Here is a 23,405-nt window from a genome sequence, read left to right as displayed (position 1 = left end):
GACATGGCGGCGGCCACGGGGGCGCGCCGGGGCCCGGCCCCGGCTCGCCGCAGTTGCTTCTGCTTCCGCCGTCCGCGCCACCGGCCCGGCACCGCGCGCGTTTCAGGCGCTGTCGCTGCCCGGCTTGGGCGGCGTCGACGACTCCGGCGCATAGACCTCGGAGGCGTCGATGCGCAGGAAGCGCGTGGCCAGGTAGACCTCGCGCAGGAACAGCAGCAGCGCTGCGATCAGCGCCAGCATCGCCAGCACGAACACCACGGCGACGATCGAGCCGAAGCGCTCGCCGGCCAAGGTGCCAACGAACAGCACGACGATGTCGGCGCAGATCAGCACCGCGCAGCAGACGCACAGGCTCAGCGCCCGGTTGGCCAGCCGCGCCCGCTTAGCAAGATTGCGCAGCGTCGTGCGCAGCGCCTCGGTGCGCGCCGGCGACGCGCTGAGCAGCAGCTTCTCGATGTCCCGCGCCCGGTCGACGATGCGGCCGAGGCGGTTGGAAATCACGCCGATGAAGGCGGCGACGCCGGTCAGCAGGAATACCGGCGCCACTGCCAGCTGGATGACGTGGGCAATCGACGGGTTCTGCAGGTCGGCGTCCATCAGGATGCGGTTGGATAGCGGAGCGGAAATCCGGCGGGCGATAGTCGTGGCCGTGGCTTCGATCCCGGACCGGTCAGCGGCGACCGGCCGGGTCCAGCAGCGGCAGCCAGGACTTACTGCAGCCGGATGCTGATGGCATTGACCACGCCGCTGCTGCCGATCGGCCCGATCGCGGTGGCGGCACCGGTGCCCAGGTTGATCCGGTACAGCGTCGACAGCAGGCTGCCGGTGCCGCGCAGCGATGCGTAGACGAACTGGTCCGAGCCGCCGGCGATATCGAAGCTTTGCTCGGCAGCGCCAGCCTCGCTGGCCGGCAGGCTGACGCCAAGCGGACCGACCGCCACCAGCGCGCCATCGTTCGGCACCGCCACCCGCACCAGTGCGCTGTTCGAGGCGTCGATCGCGAACTGGAAACTGCCGCCGATCGGCGCCGCCCGGTAGGCGGTGGCGACGATCTGCGGTGCCGGCGCGACGGTCCGCGTGGTGCCATCGACGAAGGCGAAGGCAGCCGCCCTCGGCGCGTCGGCGATCACCCGGCCTTCCTGCAGGTTCACGCGCAGGTTCTGGCCGCTGTCGCTGACGATCCGCAGCAGGTCGGCACGCGGATTGAAGTCGACGCCGAACCGGCTGCCCGCCAGCGACGTGCTCAGCGTGCCGATCGGCCGCGCGGTGATGAACGCGGTGGCGAAGCCGCCTTCGAGGTTCTCGATCGGCAGGCCCACCACCCGGTTGCGGTCGGTCACGCCGTAGCCGCCGTTGCTGGCACCGCCCATCGGTGTGGTGCGCTCGGAGATGCCCACCAGATGCTCGGCATCGTCCAGCCCGTTGACCGGCAGGCTGATCGGCCCGTCGGTCAGCACGCCGTTCAGCGCGCTGAGCCGGAAGCCGACCACCACATCGCCGGACGGCGTGCGGGTCAGCAGCCCGAAGGTGCGGGCGCCATCGCGCTGCAGGCGATCGTCGTTGACCACGACCATGCCGCGGTAATCGGCATCCGGCAGCGTCGCCGAGAACGGCGTCGCGGCGCCGGTCAGCGGATTGATCCGGTAGATCGCCGGGCCGGTAGCCGTGGTCAGCAGCGCGTAATGCTCGTTGGCGAGGCCGGCCTGGTAGATGTCGTAGCCATTGATCGCCGTCGCGTCGACGCCGAGGCTGCCGACCTGTGTCAGGCGTCCGACATTGGCTTCCTGGGTGAATACCGTGTCGGTATCGGCGTCGATCACGAACAGCGTGGTGCCCGCGCCGCTTTCCGGGTTGGTATAGGCCGCTGCGGTGACGCCGCGCAGATAGCCCATCCGGCCGTCGACCACGGCATTGACCGGCGTCGCCGGCGGCGGCGACACCAGCGCGGCCGACGGCACCCGCAGGTTCAGGCCGTCGTCGCCGATGATCCGCAGCGCGTCGGCCACCGGGTTGAAGTCCAGGCCGTAGCGCAGCGCCGTCAGCGCCGTGCCGTCACCGGTGATCGGCTGGATCGGCGAGGCGATGGCGGTCGCCGGGTCGACGATCAGCACCCGGCTGCTGCTGGTCACGGCGTAGAGCTGGCGGTCCGATGGCCGGAAATCGATGCCGAGCACCGTTTCGCCGGCGCCGAGGCCGCTGATGGCGCCGATCCGGGCAACGGTGGCGGGATCTTCGGGCAGGAAGCGGATCAGTTCCGAGCCGCCGCGAATGCCGTACACCACCGGCACGCCGGGTTCATCGGGCGGCACCAGGTTGTCGGAGTCGTCCGCGCAGCCGGCCATGGCCAGCACCGCGAGCGCCAGCAAGGCACCGGCAGCGCCACGGCCCTTGCGGGCAGCGAAGCTCCCGGCATCCTTCATCAATCCATTCATTCATCACTTCCTGAGCTGTACCGCATTTGTTGTCGTGCGGGCTTGGACGCCCGCCGGCTTTGACCGCGCAAGCGGTCTTGTTGTTCATGAACTGGGCGACAGGTTGCAACGGTAGCAACAAACGCGCCCACCACCCTGATCGGCAACGGCTTTCCGGCTGCTTCACAGGGCGGAAGGATGCCGGAAGTGGCGCTGCGCCGTCCGCCGGCCGCGCGCGGCGGCGGCGCATGACGCCGCCGAATACCGGCGACTGGCCCGGAAAACCGGGGTTTTGCGCCGCGCACCGGCGTGGCCGGCACGGAAGCTGCTCAGCATCCGCAGCGCACCCGCGCGTGCGCCATCTTCGATCAGCGCCCGGCTGCCGCTGCCCACGACAGGAGTGCCGTTGCGATGCTCGCACCAACAGGAACCGCTCAGGCGCGCCCTATGCCGCTCAACTCGCACCCGCTGGCCGGCACTGCCGAGCGGCTGGCGATCCGCCGGGGCGAAGCCGATGCGCAGCGGCGCCGGCCGCAGGTCGACCACCTTGGCGGGCGCCGCCTGTGAACGCGGCCATCGACGGCCTGCGCGATCCGGCGACGATCCGGGCCCGGGCGCGGACCATCTCGGTCGCCGTCGCCGATGCCCAGTCGCCGTACTGGCAGTTCGACGGATCGCGCCTCGAATGGGCCGCACAGACCGTTGCCGAGATCACCCGGACGCGCTACCCGACGCTGGCCATTCCGTATCACAGCCGCTGGCGGCACTTCGAGGCCGGCGGCGTCGACCGCGCCGCCGAACTGGATGCCGCGCTGGCCGGCCGCGATCCCGACGAGCAGGCCCGCAGCCGCATCGACCTGGCGATCGTCGCCGTGCTGCTCGATGCCGGCGCCGGGCCGCAGTGGCGCTACCGCGATGGCGCGCACTGCTGCAGCCGCTCGGAAGGCCTGGCAGTGGCCAGCTTCCGCGCGTTCATGGCCGGCGCGTTCTCGTCCGACCCGGCGCAGCCGCTGCGGGTGGATGGCGCGGCGCTGCAGCAGTTCGATGCCGGCCGGCTGGCCGCACTGTTCCAGGTGAATGCCGACAATCCGCTGGTCGGCCTCGATGGCCGCGTCGAATTGCTGCGCCGTCTCGGCCAGACGCTGCTGGCGCAACCGCAGGCCTTCGGCGCCGATGCCCGGCCGGGCGGCCTGTTCGACCTGCTGACCGATCACGGCCGGCGGCGCGAGATCGACGCCAGCGCGCTGCTGCGCGCCGTGCTCGACCACAGCAGCGACATCTGGCTGGCCGGCAACCGGCTGGCGGGCGTCGCGCTCGGCGATGTCTGGCCGCATCCGCTGGCCGGCGGCCGCGGCTACGGCAGCGGCTGGATGCCCTTCCACAATCTCAGCCAGTGGCTGACCTATTCGCTGTTCGAGCCGTTCGAATGGGCCGGCATCACGGTCAACGGCCGCGAAGCGCTGACCGGCCTCGCCGAATACCGCAACGGCGGCCTGCTGATCGACAGCGGCGTGCTGAACCTGCGCGATCCGCCGCTGGCCGAGCAGCCGTGGCGGGCCAGCGACACGCTGATCGTCGAATGGCGGGCACTGACCGTACACCTGCTCGATGTCATCGCCGACCGGGTGCGCGCCCTGCTCGGCCGCAGTCGCGAAGAACTGCCGCTGGCCTGCGTGCTGGAAGGCGGCACCTGGGCCGCCGGCCGCGCATTGGCCGCCGAACGGCGCGGCGGCCTGCCGCCGCTGAACATCGTCAGCGACGGCACCGTGTTCTGAACCATCCCTGGCCCGAGGACCGCCGCCGATGACCGCCGGCACCGTGCACCTGATCGACCATCCGCTGGTCCAGCACAAGCTGACCCTGCTGCGGAAGAAGGCCACCAGCGTCAGCAGCTTCACGCGCCTGCTCGACGAGGTGTCAGCGCTGATGGCCTACGAGCTGACCCGCGACATGCCGATGCACACGGTGGAGATCGAGACGCCGCTGGCGACCATGGCGTCGCGTCTGATCGACGGCAAGAAGTTCGTGCTGGTGCCGATCCTGCGCGCCGGCCTCGGCTTTCTGACCGGTATGCGCAGCGTGGTGCCCGGCGCCCGCGTCGGCCACATCGGCCTGTATCGCGACCCGAAGACGCTCGGCGCCGTCGAGTACTACTTCAAGATGCCGTCCGGCATGCGCGAGCGCGACGCCATCGTGCTCGACCCGATGCTCGCCACCGGCAATTCGGCGATCGCGGCCGTCGACCGGCTGAAGCAATGCCGGCCGCGCTCGATCCGCTACGTCTGCCTGCTGACCTGCCCGGAAGGCCTCGGCAACTTCCACCGCCAGCACCCGGACGTGCCGGTCTACACCGCCGCGATCGACGACGGCCTGAACGAACACGGCTACATCGTGCCGGGCCTCGGCGACGCCGGTGACCGGCTCTTCGGCACCCGCTGAAGCGCGCTGCCTGCGGCAACGACGACGCTCAGGCAGCGGGCGGCGCCGGGTCCGGCTCGCCGCCGGGCACGTCGCCGACCTTCGGAATCGTCGGCCGCTCGCCGCCGCGCCAGGCGCGAAGCTGGAAAACATAGGTCAGCACCTGGGCGACGGCCGCATAGAGCCGGGCCGGGATTTCCTCGTCCAGATCGCAGCCGCGATAGAGCGCGCGGGCCAGCGGCGGCGCTTCGACCAGCGGAATACGGTGCTCGGCGGCGCGTTCGCGGATCGCCGCCGCCACCGTGTCGACGCCCTTGGCGACCACCACCGGCGCCCGGTTCTTGCCAGCCGTGTACTTCAGCGCCACCGCGTAGTGCGTGGGATTGGTGACGATGACGTCGGCGCTCGACACCTTCTCCATCATCCGCCGCTGCGACAGCTCCGCCTGCAGGCGGCGGATGCGGCCCTTGACCTCCGGGCTGCCTTCGCTCTGCTTGTATTCCTGCTTGATCTCCTGGCGCGACATCTTCAGCTGCTTGGCATAACTCCACAGCTGCCAGGGCACGTCGATGAAGGCGATCAGGCCGAGTGCGGCACACATCCAGACGAACGTCGACGCCACCAGCCCGACGCCGTGGCCGATTGCCTGGGTTGACGGTTCCACGCCCAGGCCCAGCAGTTCGCCGCGCGAACCCCACCAGCTGATACCGGCGATCAGGCCGACGATCAGGAACTTGGCGATGCTCTTGGCCAGCTCGACGAGGCTGTTGGTCGAGAACATGCGGCCCAGGCCGGTGATCGGATTGAGCCGGCTGAAATCCGGCTGCAGCGCCTTCGAACTCAGATTCCAGCCGCCGATCAGCATCGGCGCCACCAGTGCCGCGAAGAAGGTGGCGAACATGATCGGGGCAACCATCAGCAGGCCGGCCAGCATCGCTTCGCCGATCGCCGCCGGCAGCCGCGACGGATCGTCGAGCCTGGCGGCATCGAAGCGCAGCGCGTTCTGCATGAAGCTCAGCGCACGGCTGCCGAGCGTGTTGCCGAAGCCGATCATCAGCGCCGCACCGGCCCCCATCACGACCGCCGTCGACAGCTCGCGCGAGCGCGGCAGCTGGCCGCGCTCGCGCGCTTCGCGCTTGCGCTTCTCGGTAGCGGGTAAGGTTTTTTCTTCGGCGCTGTCAGACACTGCCCGGGCTCCGCAGCAGTTCCGCGATCAGCGCGAAGGCCAGATCAAGCAGGTGGTCGAGCACCGCCGCCAGCGTCGGCAGGCTGTAGCTCAGCAGCACCAGACCGGCTGCCAGCGCGATCGGGAAGCCGACCGACAACGCGCTCAGCGCGGGCGCCGACCGGCTCATCACGCCGAACGCGAGGTTGACCAGCAGCAGCGCGATCATCACCGGCAACGCGATCTGCACGCCGCCGACGAACAGGTTTGCGCCCCAGCGGGCCAGCATCGAGAAGGCATCGGCATCCAGCCCATGACCACCCACCGGCATGCTCTGGAAACTGGCCGCCAGCGCCTCGATCAGCCGCAGATGACCGCCGACCGACAGGAACAGCAGGGTCGCCATCACCATCAGCAGCTGACCCACGACCGGCGTGCCGGCACCTCGGAGCGGATCGACCAGCTGGGCGAACGACAGGCCCATGCCATAGGAAATCAGCTCGCCAGCCAGCACCACGGCTTCGAAGACCACCATCAGCACGAAGCCCATCGCCACGCCGATCAGCAGCTGCTGGCCGACCTGCAGCCACCAGTCGGCCTTGAAGGTTTCGATGACCGGTGCCGGCGGCAGCAGCGGCGCCAGCACCAGGGTCAGCAGCACCATCAGCACCACGCGGATGCGCACCGGCACCACGCGGCCGCCCAGCACCGGCGCGGTGGCCAGCACACCGCCAATCCGCACCATCGGCCAGAACCAGGCCTGGAGCCAGGCGATCAGCTGGGCATCGGTGAAGGTCATCTGCGGCCCGCCGCGTCAGTGCAGCAGCGACGGAATGCTTTCGAACAGCCGCTTGGTGTACTCCACCAGCAGACCCAGCATCCACGGGCCGGCAATGACGATCACCGCCGCACAGGCGGCGAGCTTCGGGATGAAGCTCAGCGTCTGCTCGTTGATCTGGGTCGCCGCCTGGAACACGCCGATGACCACGCCGACGGCCAGCGCTGTCAACAGCAGCGGCGCGGCCAGCATCAGCACCAGCTGCAAGGCCTGGCTGCCAATGGTGAGGACGGTTTCAGGGGTCATGGGAGCAAGCCGCAGTTCGGATGCTTGCTCGCTTGCAATCGCCGTGCTCGACGGCAGCAGCGCATAGCGTGACGGAAATGTGACGCGGTGGAACCGGGGTCGACCACGCTGCTTAGTGATGCCGACGACGATCGCTTTAGAAGGCTAACCGCGTGAACATTCGTACTTTTCTTTTTTTTTGCTAGCACTTCCGAAAAAAGATCGAAATCGCATTTACCAGACCATCGTGTGTTGACACTGTCTGCAATGACCGACGAAGCTTAATCGCTCCCGAAAATAGATCTTGCCTTTGTCAATCCCAAATTATTTCTAACGATGACAAACAAAAGTAAAGCGCACGATCAACTGGAAAAGATATCGAAATTGTGGAACATGCCGTTATGTACTGCAGTCATGTTGGTGCCGAATACCAAACCGACATGGGCTTTGGTTTTATTCTTATCCTGTGCATTTTCGTTTTCAAAGAACAATGGGTTTAAGCGCTGGAGAAAAACTCCTTCTTCCTTAATTGCACATGATTTTATTAAGCAAATCAAAAATATACCGATATGCAGCCCGATGAAAGCAGATTTCTAATCTGCACCTGCTCAACATGAAAACCGATAAAGAAGCTCCGAAAGAAATATTCTCAGCGTCTGATTTTCAATTTCTCTGGCTGTACCCTGTCATTATGCAAATGAATTTTACATTATTGTTCAACGGCCTCGTTGCTCTCATCATTATGGTAGCAATTCATGCGCGCATGGCATATTTAAGCCAACAAAAGAAGCTTGCGCCAATGTCGAATTTCTTGAAGTACTCAATCGTTGCGATAACGATTTGCGGATATATACTTTGTATAGCCGGGATTATTGTTCACCCCATGAGTGGAGGTTTTTGGTATTTTGAAGCGTATTTTCCCTTATTAATTTCTTCTTCAATTGCTGCTTACTCATACAGAAGAATCGTCGGCTGGTCGCGATCCATTGACGGCTAAAGCACAAACCGGTTGAATCGAAGCAGAACTCCGCGACGCGAGGAATTGGGGTTAGATAAAATTCGTTGCACCCGCCGTCGATAAAAAATTCTCCAGGTGCGAGACGCGTACATAGCAGATCAGAATCAGGGACTAGTGCAAGCGTAAATTTTGGTCAAACAGGATTTTCAAAATGTCGACAATAATGAACTTTCTGTATAGAAATTGCGGACGTTTTATTGTTTTATTATTTCCTATAACCTGTGTGATCTTATTTTGCAAAATGCATAAGATAATTTTCGAAATCTTTTTCTATGCAACTTTCTTTTTTCTTGTGTTTATACATACAAGAAAAACAAAGCCGTGCACAAATTTATTGTACGCCATCTAAAACGATGATTTCCGAGGCCTTTTAAATCACTAAAGAATTACGACAACACCTGAGCGCGGCAAAGTCTTACAAATCTCATGATTTTCACAGATGCGCGTCAGGGAATTGGGGTCAGATACAAAATTGTTACTGGTTGGGGCAGCGGAGCTAGTTTGGGAACAGATCTTTCTTTATACGAAACTCTGTTAGTGGCATAAAATGACTATAAATTGCAGCTCGTATTTCTTTTTCATAAGCTGTTTTTTGGCTATCATATTTGATGCTCCAATTATTTTTATATTTATCCTTTTTGGCATAACTTTCATTCTTCATGCGATTATGCTTTGGAAGAGAATACTTTCGATTCGCAATACAACTCGAAAACGAGACGCTCATTGCCAATGAAGCAGCGATCTCCGGGCATAACTGCCGGCGTCTTCTGAACCGCGAAACAAAATATTTTGGCGCGCAGGAGAATGGAGCGGTGTCAATGGGTGAATCTCATATGACTGCTGTGGCACATTCAGCTGCGATGAATCTCCTCCGAGCAGACCTTCTTTGACGGCGCTGGAACCCGCACTAACGACGCGTCCCATCAGGACGGCATCACGAAGCTCGACGCCAAGGTGCCCATCACCAGCGCCCAGCCGTCGACCAGCACGAACAGCATCAGCTTGAACGGCAGCGAGATGATCACCGGGCTCAGCATCATCATGCCGAGGCTCATCAGCACGCTGGCCACCACGAGGTCGATGACCACGAACGGGATGAACAGCAGGAAGCCGATCTGGAATGCGGTGGTCAGTTCGCTGGTCAGGAACGAGGCTGCCAGCACCGCGAACGGCACTGAATCGGGATCAGCGTACGGGCCGTCGTTGCCGGCGATCTTCGCGAAGGTCATCAGGTCGGCCTCGCGGGTCTGGGCCATCATGAAGCCGCGAATCGGCTTGGCCGCCGCCGCCAGCGCCGGCTCGAACTGCATCTGGCCATCCAGGTACGGCTTGGCCGCATCGGTGTAGACCCGCTCGAACACCGGCTGCATCACGAACAAAGTCAGAAACAGCGCCAGTCCCACGAGAATCTGGTTCGACGGCGTGCCGCCGGTGCCGAGCGCCTGCCGCAGCAGGCCGAGCACGACGACGATGCGGGTGAACGCCGTCATCGCCAGCAGGGCCGCCGGCAGCAAGGTGAGCGCCGTCATCATCAACAGCACTTGCAGGCTCAGGGAGTAGCTCTGCCCGCCGCCCGGTGCCGGACTGACATTCAGCGCCGGCAGGCCACCGCCCTGCGCGAAGGCATCGGCGACCGGCAGCAGCGCGAGCAGCAGGGCTGCCAGTCCGCGGGCCATGCCGGCACGGGAACGCTGCGGGACAGACTGACGGCTGCTGGAGGGCATCGCGGTATCCCGGCCAACGTTCATGATTTCTGCCCCAGCGATTTCTTCAGCGCTTCGCGGAAGGCCACCGCGAACGGCGGCAGTTCCGGCGCGCCGTCGCCGCTGGCCGGCATCGCCGGCGGCTCGGCGTAGACGTGCAGCGTGCTGACGCCGCCAGCCGATACGCCGATCAGCAGATGCTGGCCGCCGGCTTCGATCAGCAGCACCTTTTCCTTGGCGCCTACCTGCAAGCCGCCGTGGATGCGCAGGGAAGCGCTGCCACCCGCGCGCAAGCCCTGCAGACGCCGCAGGCCCCAGGCGAGCACGAAGATCAGGCCCAGCACCACCAGCAGCGACAGCGCCATCTGGCCGAAGCCGGGCAAGGTCGATGCGGTGCTGGCGGCAGCAGGTGTGTTCATCGTCGGGCAGATCGTCGGTCGCGCGGGTTCAGGGCTTACTTGAGCTTGCGGATACGTTCGGCCGGGCTGATCACGTCGGTCAGGCGCACGCCGAACTTTTCGTTGACCACCACCACTTCGCCGTGGGCGATCAGGGTGCCGTTGACGTAGATGTCGAGCGGCTCGCCGGCCGCGCGTTCAAGCTCGACGACCGAACCCTGGTTGAGCTGCAGCAGGTTGCGGATCGGAATCCGGGCGCGGCCGACTTCCATCGAAAGGGTCACGGCGACATCGAGAATCACGTCGAGATTGAAGTCACCGGTCGCCACGGCGGCCGCGCCTTCCAGGTTGTCGAAGCTGGCGCGGGCGTAGTCCTTGGCGGCACCGGGCGGGTTACCGGGGGTGTTGGTGGCGGCGGTCATCGGCGGGTCCTGGGCGGTGGAGTCTGGAAGTGGAGAACGGAACAATCAGTGGACAGCGGCACTGCGCGGGCCGCGGCGGATCACTTCGGTGATCTTCACGGCGTTCTTGCCGTGCGATACGCCGAAGCTGCCGCGGAATACCGGCATCTCCTCGACACACAGGTCGATGGTCTTCGGCAGGTTCATCGGCAACACATCGCCGGGTTTCAGCTGCAGCAGCTGACGCAGGCTCAAGGACAGGCTGCCGAGCTGGCTGCCGATCTCGACTTCGGCTTCCTGCAACTGCTCGCGCAGCGCCAGGCTCCAGCGCTCGTCCTTCTCGACGCGATCGGACTGCAGGCCGGTGTCGAGCTGATCGCGGATCGGCTCGATCATCGAATACGGAAACGTGATGTGCAGATCGCCGCCGCCGCCTTCAAGCTCGATCTTGAAGCGCGACACGACGACGATTTCCGACGGGCTGACGATGTTCGCGAAGTGCGGATTGACTTCGGAGTTCATGTACTCGAACTCCATGTCCATCACCGGCGACCAGGCTTCGCTGAGGTCGGAAAATGCCTGCCGGAGCAGCAGCTGTACCACGCGCATTTCGGTCGGCGTGAACTCGCGGCCTTCGATGCGGGTGTGGATCTTGCCGTCGCCGCCGAAGAAGTTCTCGACTACCGAATAGACCAGGCGCGGCTCGAAGATGAACAGCGCCGTGCCCCGCAGCGGCTTGACCCGCACCAGATTCAGGCTGGTCGGCACGAACAGCGAATGGGTGTATTCGCTGAACTTGGCCATCTCGATGCCGACCACCGACAGCTCCGGCGAACGGCGCAGCATGTTGAACAGACCGATCCGGAACAGGCGCGCGAAGCGCTCGTTGATCATCTCCAACGTCGGCAGGCGGCCGCGGACGATGCGGTCCTGGGTCGCGAAGTTGTAGCTGCGCGCTTCGCCGGGCACCGGCGGCGGCGCTTCGGTAGCCACCGAGCCGCTGTCGACCCCGTTGAGCAGCGCGTCGATCTCGTCCTGGGAAAGCAGATCCTGCATGGCGGGCTCCGGGCGCGGTGACGGGCTTACTGCATGACGAAGCTGGTGAAGTACACGGCGTCGACGCCGTTCTTGCCTGTTTCCGCCTTCAGGATTCGCTGGATCTCGGCGAGCACCTTCTTCTGCAGCGCTTCCTTGCCTTCACGGGAATTGACCTCGGCCACGGTCTGCGCACCCAGCAGCATTAGCAGTGCATTGCGGATCTGCGGGTCGTGCAGCTTCAGCGCGTCGGTGGCGGCGGCATTCTTGGCCCGCACCTGCATTTCGATCTGCAGGAAGTGGGAGGCGTCGCTGTCGCCGATGTTGACGACGAACGACGGCGTCATCGGGTAGTAGATCGCCGACGCGGCCTTCTTGCCGTCATGGCCGCCCTCGCCTTCGGCTGCCGCCTCCTCGCCGCTGCCCTCGTCCTCGGCCGACGCAGCCGCTTCATCGGCCGCGCCATGTTCGGCGGCGGCGGCATCGCCATCCGCCTTGGCGTGCCGGGCCGGCTTCGCCGACGGCATCAGGAAGTACATCGCGCCGCCGGTGATCGCCGCCGTCGCCACCACCGCGCCGATGATCGGGATCAGCAGGGCTTTCTTGCTGCTGGGCGCTTTCGGGGCTTCGGCTGCTGCGGACATGGACGGCTCCTGGGGAATCGGGTCTTGCGGTTGCAAGCCCGGGAGCAAGCCATGTGCCACGCCGTCAGCGCGGCGGAATGTCGTTCGTCGTCAGCGGCTTGCGGCGGATATCCGGGCCGCGCCGGGAATCTGTCGCCACCGGGCCGGGACAGCGCCGAGAAAGCGCGACGGAAATGCGGCGCGACGCGCGTGCCGCCGCCGGCGTCGCTACGGCGTGCTGGCGGTCGGTTCGCGGACGAAGCCGAACTCGCCGGCGATGTCGGCCTCGTCGATGCGCTCGACCGGCACGCTACGAGCTTCCAGCCGCAGTTGCAGGCGGGTCGCCGTGCCGGAACGCTGCGCCAGCGCCGCTGCCAGCGTCGCCTCGACGGATTCGCCGTCGATCGTCGACAGCCGGTCCAGCGCCCAGTCGAGATCGCGATCGGCCAGCCAGCCAGGGCCACGCGCGGTGACCAGCCACAGCCCGCCGCCCTCGTCGAGCGCCGCACGCGACACCGCGCCGGCCGGCTTGCCGAGATGCGTGTCGAGCGCATCACCGGCTGCCGGCGCGCTCAAAATCAGCGGTGCGGCATCCAGCGCCAGATAGCCGCGCTGGGGCCCGTTCTGGAAGTACCAGCAGCCGCGCGCGTCGACCGCGTAGTTGGCCGCGATCGTCTCGATGATCTGCGGCCGGGTGATCAGCTCGCCGCGAATCAGCCAGCGGCCACGGCGATCCAGCCGCAGCCAGCCATACAGGTGCGGCACGTTCGGCCAGCGCTGCATCGCCCGCCGCGCCCAGTCCTCGATATCCGGATTCATCCTCGTTCCCTGCCCGTTGCATGGACTGCCTTCACCGCCGCCGACAGCGACCGCGCGTCGGCGAACGGCAGCGGCAGGTACAGCGCCCGCAGCTCGGCGGCGAGCTTTGCCGCCGCCGGCTGCGCGCGCGGCGACGTATCGACGAACAGCGTCGCATGTCCGGCGGCCGCCAGCCGCCGGGCGGCGGCGCTGGCGTCGGCCTCGGCCTGCGCCCGGCCCGGCTTGCCGTCGCGGCCGATGTTGGCGCGGCCATCGGTCAGCAGCACGATGCCCGGCGTCTCGCCGCGCCGGCGGATCGCATCGGCCAGTTCGGCCGCCGCATCCAGCGCCGTTGCCAGCGGCGTGCCACCGCCGCCGGGCAAGCCGGCCAGGCTGCGCTTGGCGCGCACCAGGGAGCGCGTCGGCGGCAGCAGCAGTTCGGCGCTGGCGCCACGGAAGCCGATCACCGCCACGCGGTCGCGGCGCACGTAGCAATCGGCCAGCAGCAGTTCCACTGCGCCCTTGGCTTCAGCGAGCCGGTTCAGCGCTGAGGAACCCGAGGCATCGACGACGAAGAGGGTCGTGGTCTCGCGCCGCTGTTCGAGCCGGGTGACGTGAAAATCCTCGCGGCGCACCAGCACGCGCGGCGCGCTTGCCGACGGCAAGCCCGCCTCCCCCCGGGAAAGCGGTCGGGATGCGGGCGCACCGGCACGGGCATCAAGCTCCGCCCGCCGCAGGCGCTGCCAGGGTGCGGCCGCCCGCAGGGTGTCGATCAGCGCCAGCCGCTGGCCGGCGCGCGGCTCGCCGCGCCGCGAACCGGCCGGCCGGCCGCGTGCCGCCGCCTTCTGCAAGGCGCCGGACTTGCCCGCCGCCCTCGCCTTGCCGGCCTGCGCGCCGGCCTTCAGCTGCGCCAGCAGACCCGGCGGAATGGCGGCGGTGGCCGCCGCCAGCAGCAGGTCCTGCAGCGGCGTGTCAGCAGCGAGCGGCGGAGCGTCCTCCTCCGTGTCGGTGTCGCGCTCGGGCGGCGTTGGTGGCGCATCCGCTGGCGCCGGCTGGTCCGGCTCGTCCGGCGGCGGCGCTTGATCCGAATCGGGCGGCGGCTCGGTGGCCGGCAACCGCGTCGCGCGCGGCGCCAGCACCAGCCGGGCGGCGATCGCGCCGTCGGCGTCGGTCACGACGTCGCGGCCGTCGAGCGCGGCAGCGGCCCGGGCAGCGCGAGTCGCCAGCCAGATCGCCCGCAATGACGCGATCCCGAGCTGTTCGGCAGTGGCCGTGAGTGCCGCGATCACCGCGTCCGGCAGCTCGACGTTCGGCAGCCTTGCCCGCGCTGCAGCCAGGCTTTCAACCTCGATGCCGAGCGCCGCCGTATCGAGCCGCCGCAGGCCGTCGAGATCGAGCCGGAACGCGAGGCGATCGAGCAGCGGTGCGGCCAGCCCCTCGTCAGCCTCGATGCCTTCGTCAAGCGCGATCACCGCGACCCGCGCCGGCACCGTCGCGGCAATGCCGTCGCGGGCCAGGCGCAGTTCGCCGTCATCGAGCACCGCCGCCAGCCGGGCGACGGTGCCGGCGCTGAGGCGCTCCGCCATCGTCAGCAGCAGCACGCCGCCATCGGCTTCGGCAAGCAGGCCGCGCTCGGCGATCGGCCGGCTGGCCGACAGGGTCGCGGACAGATCCAGCCCGCCGAGCAGGCGACCATCGGCGATGTTCAGCGGCACCCGCCGCCACGGCTGTTCAGGCGGCAGCCAGCCGCACAGCAGCGCCAGCCATTGATCGCGGACCGGTCCGGCCAGCGCCCGGATCGCGACACCGCCAAGCGCCTGCGGATCGACCGCGAACAGCGCCGCCGCCGACAGCGCGTCGCGGCCACGCGCCGGGTCCGCGTCGGCGGTCATCGGGGCTTGCGGATCACGCGCCGAACAGCTGGCCGACCGCGCGTTCGACGCGGCTGGTCGAGCCGGCGTCGTCGAGCGGATTGCGGCGCAAGCGGTGGCGCAGGCTGGGCGCGGCGATGCGCTTCAGGTGGGCATCGCCGACCACCGCATCGCCCTCCAGCGCGGCCAGCGCACGGGCGGCGCGCATCAGGGTCAGCTCGCCGCGCAAGCCATCGGTGCCGAGCGCCAGACACAGCTCCGCCGCGCGTTCGAGCACGGCATCCGGCACCTGCACGTCCGGCAGCCGTTTGCGGGCAGCGACGATGCGCCGCCGCACCTTGTCGTCCTCCGCCTTCCATTCGGCGATGAACGCTGCGCGGTCGCGCTCGAAGGCATCGCGACGGCGCACGACGCTGATCCGTGCCTGCAGATCGGTCGGCGTCGATACCTCCACCGACAGGCCGAAACGGTCGAGCAGCTGCGGGCGCAGCTCGCCTTCCTCGGGATTGCCGCTGCCGACCAGCACGAAGCGCGCCGGATGACGGACGCTCAGGCCTTCGCGCTCGACCACGTTCTCGCCGCTGGCGGCGACGTCGATCAGCAGGTCGACCAGATGGTCTTCAAGCAGGTTGACCTCGTCGACATACAGAAAGCCGCGATTGGCGCGCGCCAGCAGGCCCGGCTCGAAGGCCTTGGTGCCCTGGGCCAGCGCCTTTTCCAGATCAAGCGCGCCGACCACGCGGTCCTCGGTCGCGCCGAGCGGCAGATCGACGACCGGCACCGGCACCTTGTGGGTCTTCTTCTTCGCGCTGCCGAGCCGGTCGAGGCTGGCCTTGCAGGCATCCGAGCCATCGTCCGGCGCGCAGTGGTACGGGCAGCCGATCACCGCTTCCATCGGCGGCAGCAGCGCGGCCAGCGCGCGCACCGCCGTCGACTTTCCGGTGCCGCGATCGCCGAACACCATGACGCCGCCGATCGCCGGTTCGACCGCCGCGATCAGCAGCGCCAGCTTCATTTCTTCCTGGCCGACGATGGCCGAAAACGGGAACGGCAGTGGCATGCGCGGCGATCCTGGAAGCGGAGTGTCAGAAAAAACGGACGTCATCCGGACTTTACCAAACGCGGCTCGCCGCGCTGGCATTTGTTGCGACCGCCGCTGGCGCTCGGCGACACTGCCGCATGATTTCCAAGTCCCGTTTCGATCGGCGTGGCGGGCGCGCCGCCGCCGCCGTGCTGGCGCTGCTGATGATCGCGTTTGCAGCGCACCGGCTGGCGGATGCCACGCGCGGCCTGCGCATCAGCCATCTGCAGGTCGCCGACATGCCGGTCACGATCTACGCGCCGGACCGCGACGAGCCGGCGCCGACCGTGGTCATCGCCCACGGTTTCGCCGGCTCGCAGCAGCTGATGCAGCCGCTGGCGACCACGCTGGCACGCGCCGGCTTCCTGGCGATCACATTCGATTTCCCTGGCCACGGCCGCCACCCTCGACCGCTGGCCAGCGGCCTTGCCGACCAGCAGGCGATGTCGACCGCGCTGGTCGAGGCCTTGCGGACGGTGGTGGCGATGGCGCGCAAGCGTCCCGAAAGCGACGGCCGGCTGGCACTGCTCGGGCATTCGATGGCATCCGACGTCGTGGTACGGCTCGGCATCGAGGACCCGTCGATCGCTGCAACCATCGCGGTGTCGCTGTTCTTCCCGCGTGCCACCGACCGGCTGCCGCACAACCTGCTGATCATCGATGGCGCGTTCGAAGCCGGCGAGCTGATCCGCCAGGGGCTGGCCAGCATCCGCACGGCAGCCGGCGGCCAGCCGGAGGCCGGGCCGATCTACGGCCAGTTCGACAATGGCAGCGCCCGCCGGCTGGTGCTGGCGCGCGGTGCCGAGCACATCGGCGTGCTGTACGCGCGCGACACGCTGGACGCGGCGGTCGACTGGCTGTCCGGCAGCTTCCTGCAACCGGTCACCGGTCACTGGCGCGATCTCCGCGGCGGGCCGCTGGCGCTGCTGTTCGGCGGGCTGATGCTGCTGGCCTGGGCGCTGGCCGCACGGCTGCCGGTGCTGCGCAATCCGCCGGACGGCCTGGCGCTGCCGCACCGGGCGCTGCTGCTCGATGCCGGCCTGCCGGCGATCGTCACGCCGCTGCTGCTGTGGCCGCTGCCGCACGACTGGCTGCCACTGCTGCTCGGCGGCTATCTGGCAATGCACTTCGCGCTGTACGGCCTGCTGGTGGCGCTGATGCTGCGCCGTCGCGGCCTGCCGCTGCCCCGACTCCGGCTGATCGATCGGCGCACGCTGGCGGTGCTGCTGACGGTGACCACTGCCTGCGCCGCCGCGTTCGGCTACGCGCTCGATCACTGGGTGGCCTCGGTGGCGCCGCATGCGCTGCGCTGGCCGCTGATCGCGGTGATGACCGCCGGCCTGCTGCCGTACTTCGTGATCGACGAATGGATCACCCGCGGGCCGCAGCCCGCGCCGGGCGGCTACCTGCTGACCAAGCTGCTGCTGCTCGTCTCGCTGCTGCTGGCAGTGGCGCTGAACCCTTACGAGTTGTTCTTCCTGGTGATCATCGTGCCGGTGGTGCTGCTGCTGTTCGTGGTGTTCGGCAGCTTCAGCCGCTGGATCGGCCGCCGCACCGGCCAGCCGCTGATCGCGGCGGTCGCCAACGCCGTGCTGTTCGGCTGGCTGATCGCCGTCAGCTTTCCGGTGGTCGGTCACTGATGCTGGCGCTGCGCCTGCGGCAGGCCACTGCCGCACGGCACCGCGAGGTCGAGGACAGCGCGCTGATCAGCCGCCTGCTGCGCGGCCAGCTCGACCGCCACGACTACTGCCGGCTGCTGCGCAACCTGCACCCGATCTACGCGGTGCTAGAAGCGCGCCTGCCGGAAACGGCCTTGCCGCAGGCGATCCGCGATCCCCGGCTGGCCCGGCGCGCGGCGCTCGAAGCCGATCTCGAAAGCCTGCATGGCCCCGACTGGCAGCGCCTGCCGCTGACCGTGGCCGCCCACGCCTACCAGGCGCACCTGCAGACGCTGGACGCCGTGCGGCTGGGTGCGCATGCCTACGTGCGCTACCTCGGCGACCTGGCGGGCGGCCAGCCGCTGGGCCGGATCGTCGGCGACTGCTACGGCGTCGGGGTTGCCTTCCATCGCTTCCCGGAGCCGGGCGCCGGGCCGCTGGCCGCCGCATTCCGGGCGGCGCTCGACACACTGCCGCTCGCCGAGGCCGAGGCACAGACGATGGTCGACGAAGCGGTCGCCGCCTTCGCTCGCCATGCCGCGCTGTTCGCGGCGCTTCAGCCCTTGCGGTCGAGCCTGCGCAGCCGCCGGTAGAGCGCGGCAGCCCGCTGCGTGGAGGCTTCCAGCTCTTCCAGCAGCGGCGCGATCTCGTCGCCGCCGGCAGCATCGGCGATCTCCATCGCCGCGACATTGGCGTTGGCCAGGATCGCGCCCATCACGTCGTCGGACTGCCGCAACGGCGTGCCGCCCGGCCCCCGGGCGAGATCGCGTTCGGCCTGCAGCAGCGTGGTCTCGAAATGCCGGCGCGCCGACTCGGTCTGCTTGCGGGTGGTGAGGTCGCTGAGGATGACGATGAAGCCGAGGATCGAATCACCGGCGCCCGGCACCACGTCGGCACGGACGCCGAGCGGCAGGGCCTCCCGGCCGGCGGTGACCAGTGCGGCTTCGCCGCGCCACGGCAGGCGCTCGCGCAGCAGGCGGCGCAGGTGGTCGCGCACGTCCTCGGGTTCGATGAACAGTCCGCCGAGATCGTCCAGCGTTTCCAGCTGCGCGCCGGGACTGCCGGGCAGGCGCTGGAAGGTTTCATTCGAATAGAGGATGCGGCCTTCGGGATCGGCGATCACCACCGGGTCCTTGGAATTGCCGACCTGCGAGCGCACCAGGTTCAGCTGGTGCTGGGCGATCAGCAGCCGCACCGCCTGGATCTGCAGGATGATGTCGATCAAGGTCTGACCAACCGCCTTGGCCAGCACCGTTTCGGCCCGGGTCCACGGCGCCGCCGTGCCGCGCACGATTTCCGACCAGGCAGCGAACGAGCGGCGCGGCGACAGCGTCAGCGGATCGTCGTTGATCACCGGCTTGGCCGGATCGCCGGCCCAGGTGTACTCGCAGGGCTGTTCCTTGCGGAACCACATCAGCCAGTCGGGCCGCGACGGCGACAGCGGCACCGCCATCACGCCGCTGGCGGTGGCCGCCAGTGCGGCAAAGCCCGGATTGCGCCGAACCACGGACGAACAGGTGTAGACGCCGCCCTCCATCGGCTGCGCCGACACCCAGGCCAGCAGCGCGCGCAGATCCGGCGTCGACGGCACGTCGCCGGCGGTCATCACCTCGCCGTCGTGAAACAGCGCGGCGCCGGTGGCATCGACCGGCGACAGCAAGGTGCGGGAATTGCGGAACAGCGCCATCCGCCAGTCGCCGTCGGTGGAGGTGGCCTCGATCATCCGCAGCTCGAGCCGCTTGACCAGCACCTCGACCTGGGACTGCACGTAGTTCTCGATCGCGGCGATGCGCGTCGAGATCACCTCGGCCAGCAGTTCCAGCAGCGCGCGCACCGGATACGGCACGTAGCGCGGCGCGTAGTGATGGCAGGCGATCAGCCCCCACAGGCGGCCCTCGCGGACCAGCGACACCACCAGCGTGCCGGTGACACCCATGTTCTTCAGGTACTGCAGATGCAGCGGCGACATGCTGCGCAAATGGCACAGCGACATGTCCAGCTCGCTGCCGTCCGGCAGCCGGCGCGGCTCGATCGGCACCGGCTGGTAATGGACATCAACCAGCACCCGCACGCGGTTGCGGATGTACAGCTCGCGGGCGCGCTGCGGGATGTCGGTGGCCGGATAGTGATGGCCGAGCAGCGAGTCGAGATCGGGCTTGCGCGCCTCGGCAATGATTTCGCCGTGCCCGTCGGGATCGAATTTGTAGACCATCACCCGGTCGTAGCCGGTGCGCTCGCGCACGCAGGCGACCACCGCTTCGGACAGGCTGGCGATGGTCGGCGCGCTGCTGAAGCGCTTGACCGCCATCGCCACGCCGGCGTGATCGACCGGGTCGGTCGATTGGTAGCCGGCCGCGCCGTCACGGCGTTCCAGTTCAACGATCAGCACCCCGCCGGCATGGCGGTGCACGGTGCCGTCGAGCGCCACGTCGGCGCCGTCCCGACTCACCGTGCAGTTCAGCGGCTGCGGCTCGGCCAGATCACCGGCCGGATCAAGCGCCTTCAGCTGCGCCCCGAGCGTGCCGCCGACGCTGGCGATGTCGCGGCCGATCAGCGCGGCGGCCGCGATGCCGACGAAATCGCCGGCGTTGGCGCTGGCCTGGACGATCGCGAAGCTGCGCTCGTCGACGCACAGCAGCACGCCGTGCGGCTGGATCGATCCGGCCAGGTGGATCAGCTCGCGTTCGCAGTTGCTCAGGGTCGCCTCGCCAAACGGCGGACTGGCGAGCACTTCGTTCATCGCTTCCCGGTCTCCGTCACGCAAGGGCTTGCCGATCGGACCACACGCGCCGCGTTCAGTGGATCGACGGATCCGTCCGATCGTCGCCGGCCAGCGTACCGGCGCTGCCGGCGTAGGCCGGCCGGACGATGAAGCCGAACGCCTCGTCCTCGTTTTCCGCCAGGCAGACGGCGGCCACCTCGACACGGGTCAGCCGGCCCGCCGCGCCGCGGATCGTGCTGCTGACGCGCTGGCTGTACAAGGCCTCGCGCATGCTGTCCATCAGCCGGCCGAGTTCGCCGGCCGTCGCCCCCAGCCAGTTCGACAGCGGGCTGCCGACGATGATCGTGCGGATGTCGATCTGCGCCAGCTCGATGAACGCCGGGTTGACCATCTGCACCCGTCCCTCGCCGTCGGTGACGACGATGGCGTCCGGGCTCAGCGCCATCAGCGCCACCAGCCGCTGGTTCGCTTCCGGCACCTGCCATTGCGGATCGACCGTCTTCAGGCGCATCAGCAGCGCGGTGCTGGATTCGGTCCGCAGCGGCGTCACCGAAATCCTCACCCGGCGCTGCGGGCCATCGATCAGCGCCTCGCAGTCAGCCGCCCGGCCGCTGGCCTTGGCGGTGGCGAACAGTTCCAGCAGCGCCGGGCGCGAGCTGTCGTGCAGCGGCAGCGTCGCGCGCTTGCCGATCAGCTGGTCGAACGGTTGGCCGAACAGGCGGGCAGCCGCGCGATTGGCGTCGATCACGTTCAGCGAACTGGCGTCGACGACCAGCACCGGATCGGTGGCGATCTGGAACAGCAGCTGGTAGCGGGTTTCGCTTTGCCGGCGCTGCCAGTACTCGCGCTCCATCTCGGCCTGGGCGTGCACCAGGCGCTGCTGCATCGCCGACACCACAGTCATGTCGCGGCCGACCACCAGCAGCGGCCCGCCCGGCCCGAGGCGGACGGCCGAATAGGCGACCGGCACATCGAGTCCCAGCGGCGACGGATGATTGACCTGCCGCGACCGCGACAGCCCGGTGGCCGACACATCGGCCAGCAGCTGCTCGACCTTCTTGCGGGTTTCGATGGTGACGATGTCGGCGAAGCGCCGGCCGAGCCAGTCGTCGGCCATGGTCTTCACCGGTTCGCCGCCGCCCAGCGCGATGCGCTGAATCACGCCCTGGTCATCGACCACCAGCGCGATGTCGCTGGCGATCGACACCAGCATGTCGGCCAGCTCCGGCGCGAGGTTCGACAACGCCCCGAGCTTGCCGGCCTCGCTGGCGGCGGGCTCGTTCACGATGCCGCCCTCCCGCGAAGGCAGACCGGCTCAGCTGCAAAAGGAAAAACCACGCAAGGCCTCAATGTCGTTGGTGCGGAGCACACGGTTAAGCCGGAAGCGCGATATTCAATCCTCGAAGACGAATCGAACAGCCCGGCCTTTCGAACGGCCGGGTCCCGCTGCCCAGTGGCGGCGGCGTGCAGCGCGGCAGGGTACAGCAAGTGCTTGTCCACGCATAGCATTTGTCGCCTCGGGCAGGCGGTTCCGGGGACTCCGGAAAGCCTCAGTGCCAGCGTCGCCGGAGGTCGATCAGGTGGGCCGCCAGCGAGCCGGTCAGGGCCAGCGCCAGCCACGGCCAGGCGGCACCGGCGATGACCGCGCGCAGCCCCAGCAACAGGCAGAAACCGGAGCCGAGATTGGCCAGCCAGCGGTCCGGTGGTGGCGCCCGGCCGGCGTATCGATGCAGACCGGCGAGCAGCAGAGCTTCGGCCAGCATCAGCGCCAGCACCAGATCGACGGCCCGGCCGCTGGCGAAAAAGGCATGCATGGTGCGCGGCGCCTGACGTACCGCCCTCAGGCCCGTGCCAGGCCGAACAGGTGCGCCAGGTCCTTGAAGAAGATGCGCACGTGCGCCATCGGCTTCTTCCGTTCCAGCTTCTTGTTCATGTAGGCGTCGAAGGTCAGCTTCTGCACATCACGGTCCTCGCAGATCTTCACGAAGCTCTCCCGACGCTTCTCGGTGCCGTACCAGAAGCGCTGCAGGATACCGAGCACCCAGAACACCTTGCCGTGCTCGCCCATGAAGCGCTTGCGGGCCAGCTTTAGCGAACTGGCATCGCCGGTGACCAGCAGCGCCTCGACCGCCTGCGCCGCCAGATCGCCGCCCAGCATCGCGTAGTAGATGCCCTCGCCCGAGGCCGGGGCGACCACGCCGGCAGCGTCGCCGGCCAGCACCACATCGCGGCCGTTGTCCCAGCGCTTCAGCGGCTTCATCGGGATCGGTGCGCCTTCGCGACGCAGGGTTTCGCAGGCTGCAAGGCCGGTGCTGGCGCGCAGGCTGCTGACCGAACCGCGCATCGAGAAGCCCTTGTGGGCGCTGCCGGTGCCGACGCTGACGGTATCGCCGTGCGGGAAGATCCAGGAGTAGAAATCCGGCGACAGCGCGCCCCGGTAGATCACGTCGCAGCGACGGGCGTCGTAATCGATCCCGTTGGCGACGGCGGCGGCTTTCGGCGCCCGGATGATCTCGTGATAGGCGAACACGAACTTCATCCGCTCCGCTCCCCTGACCTGCTGGCGGGCCAGCTGGGAGCGGGCGCCGTCGGCGCCGATCACGGCGGTGGCGCGCACCGATTCGAGCGTGCCGTCCGGCCGCCGGTAGTGGATACAGGCGACGCCGTCTGCATCGCGGCTCATCGATTCGAAGTGACCGGTCCGGCGCTCCGCGCCATGCGATTCGGCGCGCTCGCGCAGCCATTCGTCGAAGGCCGCGCGATCGACCATGCCGACGTAACCGTTGTCGATCGGGATGTCGACGTGCCGATCGGACGGCGCCACCATCCGCGCCGAGCCGATCCGCGCCACCAGCAGGTGGTCGGGAATCTGGTAGTCGCGGATGGCGCGCGGCGGAATCGCGCCGCCGCAGGGCTTGATGCGCCCCGCCCGGTCGAGCAGCAGCACGCGACGGCCGCTGCGGGCCAGCCGGTCGGCGGCCGTGGCGCCCGAAGGTCCGCCGCCGACCACCACCACTTCAAAGCGTTCGATATCGGTCAT

At 67.7% G+C, this 23,405-nt stretch carries 23 protein-coding genes; 5 read left to right on the top strand and 18 right to left on the bottom strand.

The genetic code is table 11. From position 1 onward, the window contains the following. Positions 1-102: 102 nt before the first annotated feature. Together ACTIGJ_RS03645 and ACTIGJ_RS03640 are read right to left on the bottom strand one after the other, a co-directional pair. Positions 103-597 (bottom strand): DUF2721 domain-containing protein, encoded by a 495-nt coding sequence (locus tag ACTIGJ_RS03645; protein WP_439638921.1) that lies wholly within the window; start codon positions 595-597, stop codon positions 103-105. Positions 598-710: 113 nt separating this feature from the next. Next, positions 711-2,432 carry a DUF4394 domain-containing protein gene (locus ACTIGJ_RS03640; protein WP_439638920.1) on the bottom strand — a complete coding sequence of 574 codons (1,722 nt, stop codon included), beginning with the start codon at positions 2,430-2,432 and terminating at the stop codon, positions 711-713. 542 nt (positions 2,433-2,974) lie between these two features. Here ACTIGJ_RS03640 and ACTIGJ_RS03635 point away from each other — a divergent pair. Next, positions 2,975-4,186: a URC4/urg3 family protein gene (locus tag ACTIGJ_RS03635; protein ID WP_439638919.1), complete on the top strand. Its 1,212-nt coding sequence runs from the start codon at positions 2,975-2,977 to the stop codon at positions 4,184-4,186. Positions 4,187-4,214: 28 nt separating this feature from the next. Then, on the top strand, positions 4,215-4,850 hold the full coding sequence (upp, locus tag ACTIGJ_RS03630) for a uracil phosphoribosyltransferase (RefSeq protein WP_439638918.1): 636 nt from the start codon (positions 4,215-4,217) through the stop codon (positions 4,848-4,850). A 28-nt stretch (positions 4,851-4,878) separates the two neighbouring features. On the opposite strand, the gene flhB is transcribed toward upp, so the two are convergent. From flhB to fliQ, 3 genes are read right to left on the bottom strand one after another with little or no spacing between them, the layout of a single operon-like run. Further along, positions 4,879-6,015, bottom strand: a complete 1,137-nt coding sequence (flhB, locus tag ACTIGJ_RS03625; RefSeq protein WP_439638917.1) for a flagellar biosynthesis protein FlhB — start codon at positions 6,013-6,015, stop codon at positions 4,879-4,881. Further along, entirely contained in the window at positions 6,008-6,793 is a 786-nt protein-coding gene (fliR, locus tag ACTIGJ_RS03620) for a flagellar biosynthetic protein FliR (protein WP_439638916.1), read from the bottom strand. Before fliR ends, flhB begins: the two co-directional genes overlap by 8 nt. Positions 6,794-6,808: 15 nt before the next feature. Continuing rightward, a complete protein-coding gene (gene fliQ, locus ACTIGJ_RS03615; RefSeq protein ID WP_439638915.1) occupies positions 6,809-7,078 on the bottom strand; it encodes a flagellar biosynthesis protein FliQ in 270 nt (89 codons plus the stop codon). Positions 7,079-7,670: 592 nt separating this feature from the next. On the opposite strand from fliQ, the gene ACTIGJ_RS03610 reads away from it, so the two are divergent. After that, on the top strand, positions 7,671-8,054 hold the full coding sequence (locus ACTIGJ_RS03610) for a hypothetical protein (protein WP_439638914.1): 384 nt from the start codon (positions 7,671-7,673) through the stop codon (positions 8,052-8,054). Between the two features lie 517 nt (positions 8,055-8,571). Here ACTIGJ_RS03610 and ACTIGJ_RS03605 read toward each other — a convergent pair. The 9 genes from ACTIGJ_RS03605 to bchI form a co-directional block, all read right to left on the bottom strand. Then, positions 8,572-8,736, bottom strand: a complete 165-nt coding sequence (locus ACTIGJ_RS03605; RefSeq protein ID WP_439638913.1) for a hypothetical protein — start codon at positions 8,734-8,736, stop codon at positions 8,572-8,574. A gap of 262 nt (positions 8,737-8,998) precedes the next feature. Continuing rightward, complete coding sequence (fliP, locus tag ACTIGJ_RS03600; RefSeq protein WP_439638912.1) at positions 8,999-9,751, bottom strand: flagellar type III secretion system pore protein FliP; 753 nt, start codon at positions 9,749-9,751, stop codon at positions 8,999-9,001. Between the two features lie 68 nt (positions 9,752-9,819). Beyond that, positions 9,820-10,197 carry a flagellar biosynthetic protein FliO gene (fliO, locus tag ACTIGJ_RS03595; protein ID WP_439638911.1) on the bottom strand — a complete coding sequence of 126 codons (378 nt, stop codon included), beginning with the start codon at positions 10,195-10,197 and terminating at the stop codon, positions 9,820-9,822. 35 nt (positions 10,198-10,232) lie between these two features. Then, on the bottom strand, positions 10,233-10,643 hold the full coding sequence (fliN, locus tag ACTIGJ_RS03590; protein ID WP_439638910.1) for a flagellar motor switch protein FliN: 411 nt from the start codon (positions 10,641-10,643) through the stop codon (positions 10,233-10,235). Further along, entirely contained in the window at positions 10,644-11,633 is a 990-nt protein-coding gene (fliM, locus tag ACTIGJ_RS03585) for a flagellar motor switch protein FliM (protein WP_439638909.1), read from the bottom strand. A 26-nt stretch (positions 11,634-11,659) separates the two neighbouring features. Beyond that, positions 11,660-12,256 carry a flagellar basal body-associated FliL family protein gene (locus ACTIGJ_RS03580; RefSeq protein ID WP_439638908.1) on the bottom strand — a complete coding sequence of 199 codons (597 nt, stop codon included), beginning with the start codon at positions 12,254-12,256 and terminating at the stop codon, positions 11,660-11,662. Between the two features lie 207 nt (positions 12,257-12,463). Continuing rightward, positions 12,464-13,054 carry a DUF2946 family protein gene (locus tag ACTIGJ_RS03575; RefSeq protein WP_439638907.1) on the bottom strand — a complete coding sequence of 197 codons (591 nt, stop codon included), beginning with the start codon at positions 13,052-13,054 and terminating at the stop codon, positions 12,464-12,466. Continuing rightward, entirely contained in the window at positions 13,051-14,925 is a 1,875-nt protein-coding gene (locus ACTIGJ_RS03570; protein WP_439638906.1) for a magnesium chelatase subunit D, read from the bottom strand. Before ACTIGJ_RS03570 ends, ACTIGJ_RS03575 begins: the two co-directional genes overlap by 4 nt. A gap of 13 nt (positions 14,926-14,938) precedes the next feature. Continuing rightward, the gene (bchI, locus tag ACTIGJ_RS03565; RefSeq protein ID WP_439638905.1) at positions 14,939-15,964 is read right to left on the bottom strand and encodes a magnesium chelatase ATPase subunit I; all 1,026 of its coding nucleotides are present in this window, start codon (positions 15,962-15,964) and stop codon (positions 14,939-14,941) included. 119 nt (positions 15,965-16,083) lie between these two features. On the opposite strand from bchI, the gene ACTIGJ_RS03560 reads away from it, so the two are divergent. Continuing rightward, positions 16,084-17,625 (top strand): alpha/beta hydrolase, encoded by a 1,542-nt coding sequence (locus tag ACTIGJ_RS03560; RefSeq protein WP_439638904.1) that lies wholly within the window; start codon positions 16,084-16,086, stop codon positions 17,623-17,625. Continuing rightward, positions 17,625-18,236 carry a heme oxygenase (biliverdin-producing) gene (locus ACTIGJ_RS03555; protein ID WP_439638903.1) on the top strand — a complete coding sequence of 204 codons (612 nt, stop codon included), beginning with the start codon at positions 17,625-17,627 and terminating at the stop codon, positions 18,234-18,236. Before ACTIGJ_RS03560 ends, ACTIGJ_RS03555 begins: the two co-directional genes overlap by 1 nt. Here the strand turns inward: ACTIGJ_RS03555 and ACTIGJ_RS03550 are convergent. The 4 genes from ACTIGJ_RS03550 to ACTIGJ_RS03535 form a co-directional block, all read right to left on the bottom strand. Further along, positions 18,200-20,383 carry a GAF domain-containing protein gene (locus ACTIGJ_RS03550; RefSeq protein WP_439638902.1) on the bottom strand — a complete coding sequence of 728 codons (2,184 nt, stop codon included), beginning with the start codon at positions 20,381-20,383 and terminating at the stop codon, positions 18,200-18,202. The genes ACTIGJ_RS03555 and ACTIGJ_RS03550 overlap by 37 nt on opposite strands. 55 nt (positions 20,384-20,438) lie before the next feature. After that, positions 20,439-21,650 carry a PAS domain-containing protein gene (locus tag ACTIGJ_RS03545; RefSeq protein ID WP_439638901.1) on the bottom strand — a complete coding sequence of 404 codons (1,212 nt, stop codon included), beginning with the start codon at positions 21,648-21,650 and terminating at the stop codon, positions 20,439-20,441. 265 nt (positions 21,651-21,915) lie between these two features. Further along, positions 21,916-22,179, bottom strand: a complete 264-nt coding sequence (locus tag ACTIGJ_RS03540; RefSeq protein ID WP_439638900.1) for a hypothetical protein — start codon at positions 22,177-22,179, stop codon at positions 21,916-21,918. 26 nt (positions 22,180-22,205) lie between these two features. After that, complete coding sequence (locus ACTIGJ_RS03535; protein WP_439638899.1) at positions 22,206-23,405, bottom strand: geranylgeranyl diphosphate reductase; 1,200 nt, start codon at positions 23,403-23,405, stop codon at positions 22,206-22,208.

The organism is Nevskia sp. (assembly GCF_051860985.1).
In the GTDB taxonomy this organism is placed as follows: Bacteria; Pseudomonadota; Gammaproteobacteria; order Nevskiales; family Nevskiaceae; genus Nevskia.
Note: the sequence above shows the minus strand (reverse complement) of the source record. Positions and strands in the feature narration are given on the sequence as shown.

Coding starts and splice junctions, on each gene's coding strand:
- ACTIGJ_RS03645 (WP_439638921.1), bottom strand. CDS start 597: ATGGACGCCGACCTGCAGAACCCGTCGATTGCCCACGTCATCCAGCTG.
- ACTIGJ_RS03640 (WP_439638920.1), bottom strand. CDS start 2,432: ATGAATGGATTGATGAAGGATGCCGGGAGCTTCGCTGCCCGCAAGGGC.
- upp (WP_439638918.1), top strand. CDS start 4,215: ATGACCGCCGGCACCGTGCACCTGATCGACCATCCGCTGGTCCAGCAC.
- fliR (WP_439638916.1), bottom strand. CDS start 6,793: ATGACCTTCACCGATGCCCAGCTGATCGCCTGGCTCCAGGCCTGGTTC.
- fliQ (WP_439638915.1), bottom strand. CDS start 7,078: ATGACCCCTGAAACCGTCCTCACCATTGGCAGCCAGGCCTTGCAGCTG.
- ACTIGJ_RS03610 (WP_439638914.1), top strand. CDS start 7,671: ATGAAAACCGATAAAGAAGCTCCGAAAGAAATATTCTCAGCGTCTGAT.
- ACTIGJ_RS03605 (WP_439638913.1), bottom strand. CDS start 8,736: ATGAAGAATGAAAGTTATGCCAAAAAGGATAAATATAAAAATAATTGG.
- fliP (WP_439638912.1), bottom strand. CDS start 9,751: ATGGCCCGCGGACTGGCAGCCCTGCTGCTCGCGCTGCTGCCGGTCGCC.
- fliO (WP_439638911.1), bottom strand. CDS start 10,197: ATGAACACACCTGCTGCCGCCAGCACCGCATCGACCTTGCCCGGCTTC.
- fliM (WP_439638909.1), bottom strand. CDS start 11,633: ATGCAGGATCTGCTTTCCCAGGACGAGATCGACGCGCTGCTCAACGGG.
- ACTIGJ_RS03580 (WP_439638908.1), bottom strand. CDS start 12,256: ATGTCCGCAGCAGCCGAAGCCCCGAAAGCGCCCAGCAGCAAGAAAGCC.
- ACTIGJ_RS03575 (WP_439638907.1), bottom strand. CDS start 13,054: ATGAATCCGGATATCGAGGACTGGGCGCGGCGGGCGATGCAGCGCTGG.
- ACTIGJ_RS03570 (WP_439638906.1), bottom strand. CDS start 14,925: ATGACCGCCGACGCGGACCCGGCGCGTGGCCGCGACGCGCTGTCGGCG.
- bchI (WP_439638905.1), bottom strand. CDS start 15,964: ATGCCACTGCCGTTCCCGTTTTCGGCCATCGTCGGCCAGGAAGAAATG.
- ACTIGJ_RS03560 (WP_439638904.1), top strand. CDS start 16,084: ATGATTTCCAAGTCCCGTTTCGATCGGCGTGGCGGGCGCGCCGCCGCC.
- ACTIGJ_RS03555 (WP_439638903.1), top strand. CDS start 17,625: ATGCTGGCGCTGCGCCTGCGGCAGGCCACTGCCGCACGGCACCGCGAG.
- ACTIGJ_RS03550 (WP_439638902.1), bottom strand. CDS start 20,383: ATGAACGAAGTGCTCGCCAGTCCGCCGTTTGGCGAGGCGACCCTGAGC.
- ACTIGJ_RS03540 (WP_439638900.1), bottom strand. CDS start 22,179: ATGCATGCCTTTTTCGCCAGCGGCCGGGCCGTCGATCTGGTGCTGGCG.
- ACTIGJ_RS03535 (WP_439638899.1), bottom strand. CDS start 23,405: ATGACCGATATCGAACGCTTTGAAGTGGTGGTGGTCGGCGGCGGACCT.